The 5,578-nt window shown below is 79.5% G+C and carries 4 protein-coding genes; 2 read left to right on the top strand and 2 right to left on the bottom strand.

The window, feature by feature from the left end; all coding sequences use genetic code 11:
* Positions 1–87 precede the first annotated feature (87 nt).
* Complete coding sequence (locus ACFVFS_RS40485) at positions 88–546, bottom strand: pyridoxamine 5'-phosphate oxidase family protein (protein ID WP_380630124.1); 459 nt, start codon at positions 544–546, stop codon at positions 88–90.
* An 80-nt stretch (positions 547–626) separates the two neighbouring features.
* Entirely contained in the window at positions 627–1,439 is an 813-nt protein-coding gene (locus tag ACFVFS_RS40480) for a sigma 54 modulation/S30EA ribosomal C-terminal domain-containing protein (RefSeq protein WP_380630123.1), read from the bottom strand.
* A gap of 208 nt (positions 1,440–1,647) precedes the next feature.
* Here ACFVFS_RS40480 and ACFVFS_RS40475 point away from each other — a divergent pair, with 208 nt between their 5' ends.
* Positions 1,648–2,076 (top strand): hypothetical protein, encoded by a 429-nt coding sequence (locus ACFVFS_RS40475; RefSeq protein ID WP_380630122.1) that lies wholly within the window; start codon positions 1,648–1,650, stop codon positions 2,074–2,076.
* A 473-nt stretch (positions 2,077–2,549) separates the two neighbouring features.
* Positions 2,550–5,576, top strand: coding sequence for a type 2 lanthipeptide synthetase LanM family protein (locus ACFVFS_RS40470; protein WP_380630121.1), 3,027 nt, complete (start codon positions 2,550–2,552; stop codon positions 5,574–5,576).
* The last annotated feature ends 2 nt before the right edge of the window (positions 5,577–5,578 follow it).

Here is a 5,578-nt window from a genome sequence, read left to right as displayed (position 1 = left end):
GGACCGGACGCCCCCCTCACGGGCGGGGCGTCCGGTCCACCGGGACCCGGGTCGGGGCCCGCGTCGGGGCGGATCGCGGGCCCCCGGTCAGGAGGCGGCGGCCGTGCCGGCGATGAGCCGGTAGCCGGCCACCAGGTCCGGCTGGATGGCCACCGTGTGGTCCATCGAGGCGTTCACCCAGGGGCTCAACAGGGCGCGGTAGCGCGCCAGTCGGGCGGGGTCGGTGACCGGCCGGGCGAAGCCGGTGACGACCACGCTCCAGCCGAGCCGGGTCACCGGGTCGATCGCGTCCGCCTCGTAGGCGACCACCACCCCGGTGTCCTCGCTGCCCAGCGTGGCCGCGGTCAGCGCGGCGCCGTCGTGGGTGCGGATCACGATGGTGTCGTCGACGAACAGGTGGTTGACGGGTCTGATCGCGGGCAGCGCCCGGACCGTGAACACGATCCGGCCGAACGGCGCGCCGCCCAGCAGCCGCAGCGCCTCGCCGCGTTCCAGCGGCACCAGTTCGCGCGGCGGCGCCCCGGCGGGCGGCCGCCGGCCCGCCACCTCCCCGGAGCGGCGGGGCGTCGGCACCGCGCTGCCCGAGCGGCGCCGGGCACGCAGCCGGCGGCGGAAGGCGTCGTCGCTCACGAGGCGGCCGCGATCAGGCCGAGGCCGCCGTCGAAGCGCCGGTAGAGCACCCGGCCGCGGCCGGAGCCCGGCTGGGCGAAGAACAGGTAGGGCAGGTCGGCGGCGATCAGCCGCTCGACGGCCCGGTCCTCCGTCAACTCCGGTGCGCCGCAAGGGCTGAGGGTCAGCGGAACGGCCGGGCCGGTGGGCGGTCCGGCCGGCACCGTACGGGCCAGCCGGTAGCCGGTCGGGCCGACCCGGTAGACCACCGCGTCGGTCTCGGTCGCCGGGTCGGTGAACAGGTGGATGTCGTAGTCCATCGCGTCCATCGTGCGGGCCGCGGCGTCCGGCGAGCACCAGACCAGCTGGGCCTGCTTGCGCCGCACGATGGACTGCGGCCAGGCGGGGGACGGGAGTCCGACCCGCGCGCCGGCGGCCTCCGCGGCCGCCGGCGCCCCGGAGCCGACCACCGGCAGCAGGGCCCGGGTACGGGCCCGGCGCGGCCACGGCCGGGGCGTCCAGCCCGAGGCGGCGGCGGTCATCCGGGCGCGCAGCCCGTCGGCGAGCCGGTCCAGCGCCTCGCCGAGGTCGGCCGCGGCCTCCTGGACGCGGATCCGCCGGCCGTCCACCTCGGCGTTGACCTGGGTCAGCACGCCGGCCCGGTCCGGTCCGCCGGCGGAGGGTGCGGCGCCGACCGTCCCGACCCGTACCCGCAGCGACTCCACGAGGGCGTCCGCCCCTCCCACCACAGCGGCGATCCGGGCTCTCGCATCGGCCGCGAAGCCCCGCGAAATCCCCTCGCACACCCGCACCGTGACCAACTCGCCCACCTCAGGCCTCTTCCCGTTCCGCCACACTCTGGTCCTGCCGCGCCGACCCGCCCCCGGCGGCCCCGCACTGCGACGCGGCGATCACCATCCCTCCCCGGCACCGCGCTCACAAGGGCCGAACGGCCCCATCGGACCGCGCCCACCGGCCCCGCCGCCCCCGGTGCACCCCGGCCGCGCGGCAGCCGTTCACCCGTGGCATCATCGGCCCATGTCGGCCCCTGACGACCGGTCCGCGCACCGGAACTCCACCGGAACCACCGGGACCACCGGCCATCGCCTGCACCACGCCTGGACGGCGGGCCCCGGCCGGGGCGCCGCCCTCCCCGGCCCCGGGTGCGGTTGCGTCCGGCCGGCCGGCGCCCCCTCCGCACCGGGCTTCACCGACGTCGAGGGCGCGGACCCGGCGCCCGAACCGCCCGCCCGCGCCCGCCGGTCGCCGAACCGCACCGGGTGCCGCACCCCGGCGGCTTCGCGGTCCTCACGACGAGCGGCGGCGCGGTCCGCCGTCACCACGCCCCGGGCGCGGCCGGACGGGCTGTTCGCCGCGTTCGGGCCGGTCGACGCGCGGGAGCCCGCGGTGCCCACCGTGAACGGCCGCCCCGCGGTGTCCACCCGACTGCCGCTCACCCGCGGGTAGGACCCGGGGTGGGCCCGCCCCCGCCGATGGACGGGGGCACGGCGGATCGTGCGGGCCGACCGTCACAAAGATGGGGGCCCGTCCCCCATGCCCCGACGGCCGCACCGGCGACAGGATCAGCGACGAGGGCAGCGCCTTCGACGGCAGCGCGGCTCTCTCCCGGCATCGGAGGTGCGGTGGTGGCAGAGGTGGACGCCGTGCGCAGCACGCGCCTCGACGGGGGCGCAGGACCGGTTCAGGGCCCGGTCGCCGCGCCGGTCCCCTCGACCACACCGTTCCCGCACACTCCGATGCCCGGCGACTTCCCCGCAGCACCGACCGCACCACCCGCACCATCCGCGGGATCCGCGCGCCCCGGCCCGTCCGGGCCGCCGGACCCGCAGCGGCTCCACCCCGCCCCCCAGGCTCCCCGCTCCCACCCCGGTCGCCTCCGGTCCCCCCGTGCCGGCGGCCCCCCGTGGTGGGAGCGGGGCTTGACACCGGGCCGGCCGGTCCCGGCCGTCCGCCCGGACTGGGCCGCCTTCACCGAGGCCGCGGTGGCCGCCGCACCGGTGCGCCCGATGGTGCCGCGCGCCGCCTACCCGGGCCTGAGCGGCTTCGCGCTCGTCCTGCAGCCCTTCGCCGACCGGGCGCAGGTGCGGCTGCTGACCTCGCTGTCGCCCGCCGTGCGCGCCGCCGACCAGCTGGGCCGGATCGACCTGGCCGCCCTGCGCGCCGAGTTCACCGCCCGGCTGACCGAGCGGCTGGCCCGGATCGCCGCGCGCACCCTCGTCCTGGAGCTCCACACCGCGCGCGGAGCCGGGCGGCTGGCCGGCGGCACCCCGCAGGAGCGGTTCCGCTCGTTCCTCGCGCTCACCGCCCGCCGCGAGGGCCTGGCCGCGCTGCTGCGCGACTACCCCGTACTGGCCCGGGTGCTGGCCCGCGCCTGCCTGGACGCCGCCGACGCCCACGCCGAGCTGCTCGACCGGTTCACCGCCGACCGTCCGCTGCTGGTCGCCGGCCTGCTGCGCGGCCGCGACCCGGGCGCGCTGGTCGCCGTCACCGCCGACGCGGGCGACCGCCACCGGCGCGGCCGGGCGGTCGCCGTGCTGCACTTCGCCAACGGCGCCGCCGTCGTCCACCGGCCCCGGCCGACCGCCGCGCACCGGCACTTCAACACGCTGCTCGGCTGGTACGGCGGACGGCCCGGGGTGCCCCGGCTGCGCGCGCTGGGCGTGCTCGACCGGGGCTCCCACGGCTGGGTCGAGTACGCCGAGGCCCGTCCCTGCCTGACCCGCTACGAAGTCGAGCGCTTCTACCGCCGGCTGGGCGCGCTGCTCGCCCTGCTGCACGTCCTGGACGGCACCGACCTGCACTTCGAGAACCTGGTCGCCTGCGGGGACCAACCGGTGCTGGTGGACGTCGAGACGCTGTTCCACCCGGCCGTCCCCGGCTCCGGCGCCGGGTTCGCCGGGGACCCGGCGGCCCGCGCGCTCGCCGAGTCCGTCCACCGGGTCGGCCTGCTGCCGCAGCTGCTGATCGGCGACGACGGCGCCGTGGACGTCTCCGGCATCGGCGGTGGCTGCACCGGGCGGCGGCTGTCCCCGGTCGACGGCGTGGACTGGGCGGCCGCCGGCACCGACGAGATGCGCTTGGTGCGCCGCCCCCGGCCGTTCGGCGAGGCGCACAACCGGCCCAAGCTGGGCGGCGCGCCGGTCGAACCCGCCGAGCACACCGAGGCGCTGGTGGCCGGCTTCCGCGCCGGGTACGCCGCGCTCGCCGAGGGCCGGGACGAACTCACCGGCCCGCGCGGCCTGCTGCGCTGCTTCGCGGACGCCGAGGTGCGGGTGGTGCCGCGGGCCACCCGGGTCTACGCCCGGCTGCTCGACGAGTCCACCCACCCGGACGTGCTGCGCGAGGCGGGCGCCCGGCAGGCCGTGCTCGACCTGCTGCGCACGGACGCGGTCGACGACCCGGGGCACCCCGGGCTGGCCGGCCACGAGGTCGCCGACCTGTGGTCGGGCGACGTCCCGCTGTTCACCACCCGGCCCGGCTCGCGCGACCTGTGGACCTCCGACGCGCGCCGGCTGCCCAACGAACTGGCCGAGGCGGGGCTGGCCCGGGCCGAGGTCAAGCTCGCCGCGCTCGGCGCCGTCGACCGCAAGGACCAGGAGTGGATCGTCCGCGCGGCCATGGCGGGCGCCGCCGGAACCCCCGCGCACCGGCCCGGCCGTCCGGGCCCCGAGAACGTCTGGGCCACCGCCCCCGAACCGGAACGGCTGCTGGCCGCCGCCCGGGGTGTGGGCGACCAGCTCGTCGCCGCCGCCTACCAGGGCCGCTCCCGCACCAACTGGCTCGGAATGGAGCTGCTCGCCGACCGCTACTGGCGGGTGCGGCCGCTCGGCGCGGACCTGGCCGGCGGCTACACCGGCACGGCGCTGTTCCTCGCCCAGCTCGCCGCGCTCACCGGGACCGAGCGCTACGCCGAGGTCGCCCGGCGGGCGCTGGTGCCCGTCCCCGGGCTGCTGGACTCGCTCGCCGCCCACCCCGACCACCCGGCCGCCGTCGGCTCCGGCGGGTACACCGGCCTCGGCGGCATCGCCTACGCACTGACCGAACTCGCCCGGCTGCTCGACGATCCGCCGGTCGCCTCGTGGAGCGGCCCGGCGGTGGCGCTGACGGCGGCCGCCGCCGAGCGGGAGGACGACCCCGGTGTGCACAGCGGCACCGCGGGCGGGCTGGCCGCGCTGCTCGCCGTGCACGCGGCGGGCGCCGACGGCACCGCCGCGCACGGGCCCGCCGGACGGGCCACGGCCGCCGCCGCGCTGACCGCCGCCGGCCGCTGCGCCGAGCGGCTCGCCGCCCACCCCGCCACCGCCGCCACCGGGTTCGCGCACGGCTCGGCCGGCGTCGGCTGGGCCCTGCTGCGCTACGCCGAGGCCGTCGGCGAACCCCCCGAGGGCCCGCACCACCGGGCCGGGCTGGCCGCCCTGCGGACCGCCACCGCCGTCCGCTCCCGCGAGGGCTCCTGGTGCCGGGGCCGCCCCGGCATCGCGCTCGCCGTCGTGGACAGCCCGTTGGCACTCGCCGACCGGCGGCTCGCCGACTGGGCCCAGCGCGCCGTCCGGAACACCGCCCGCGCCGCGCCGCTGGGCGACCACAGCCTCTGCCACGGCGAGTTGGGCGTACTGGAGCTGCTCGGCCGGCACGGGCCGGCCGCCGGCCGCACCCCGTGGGTCCGCCGGGCCGGGGCGCTGCTGGCCGCCGTCGACCAGGACGGCCCGCGCTCGGGCACCCCCGACCAGGTCCCCCACCCCGGGCTGCTCACCGGGCTGGCCGGGATCGGCCACGGGCTGCTCCGCCTGGGCTTCCCCGATCAGGTGCCGCCCGCGCTGCTGCTGCGCCCGCGGCTCCCGGCGGTGTCCCGACCGGTGTCGGCCGCCCCTGCCGCTGCCCCCGCCGGCGCCGGCGCCGGGCCGCGGGCCGCCGCCGGGCCGCGCAGTCCGGCCGCGCTCGGCTGAAC

It is taken from the genome of Kitasatospora sp. NPDC057692 (assembly GCF_042799475.1).
In the GTDB taxonomy this organism is placed as follows: domain Bacteria; phylum Actinomycetota; class Actinomycetes; order Streptomycetales; family Streptomycetaceae; genus Kitasatospora.
This window is presented reverse-complemented; position numbering and strand designations above follow the sequence as displayed.

What these genes read in the sequence shown, in the direction of transcription:
- ACFVFS_RS40475 (WP_380630122.1), top strand. Translation starts at nt 1,648, where the DNA reads ATGTCGGCCCCTGACGACCGGTCCGCGCACCGGAACTCCACCGGAACC.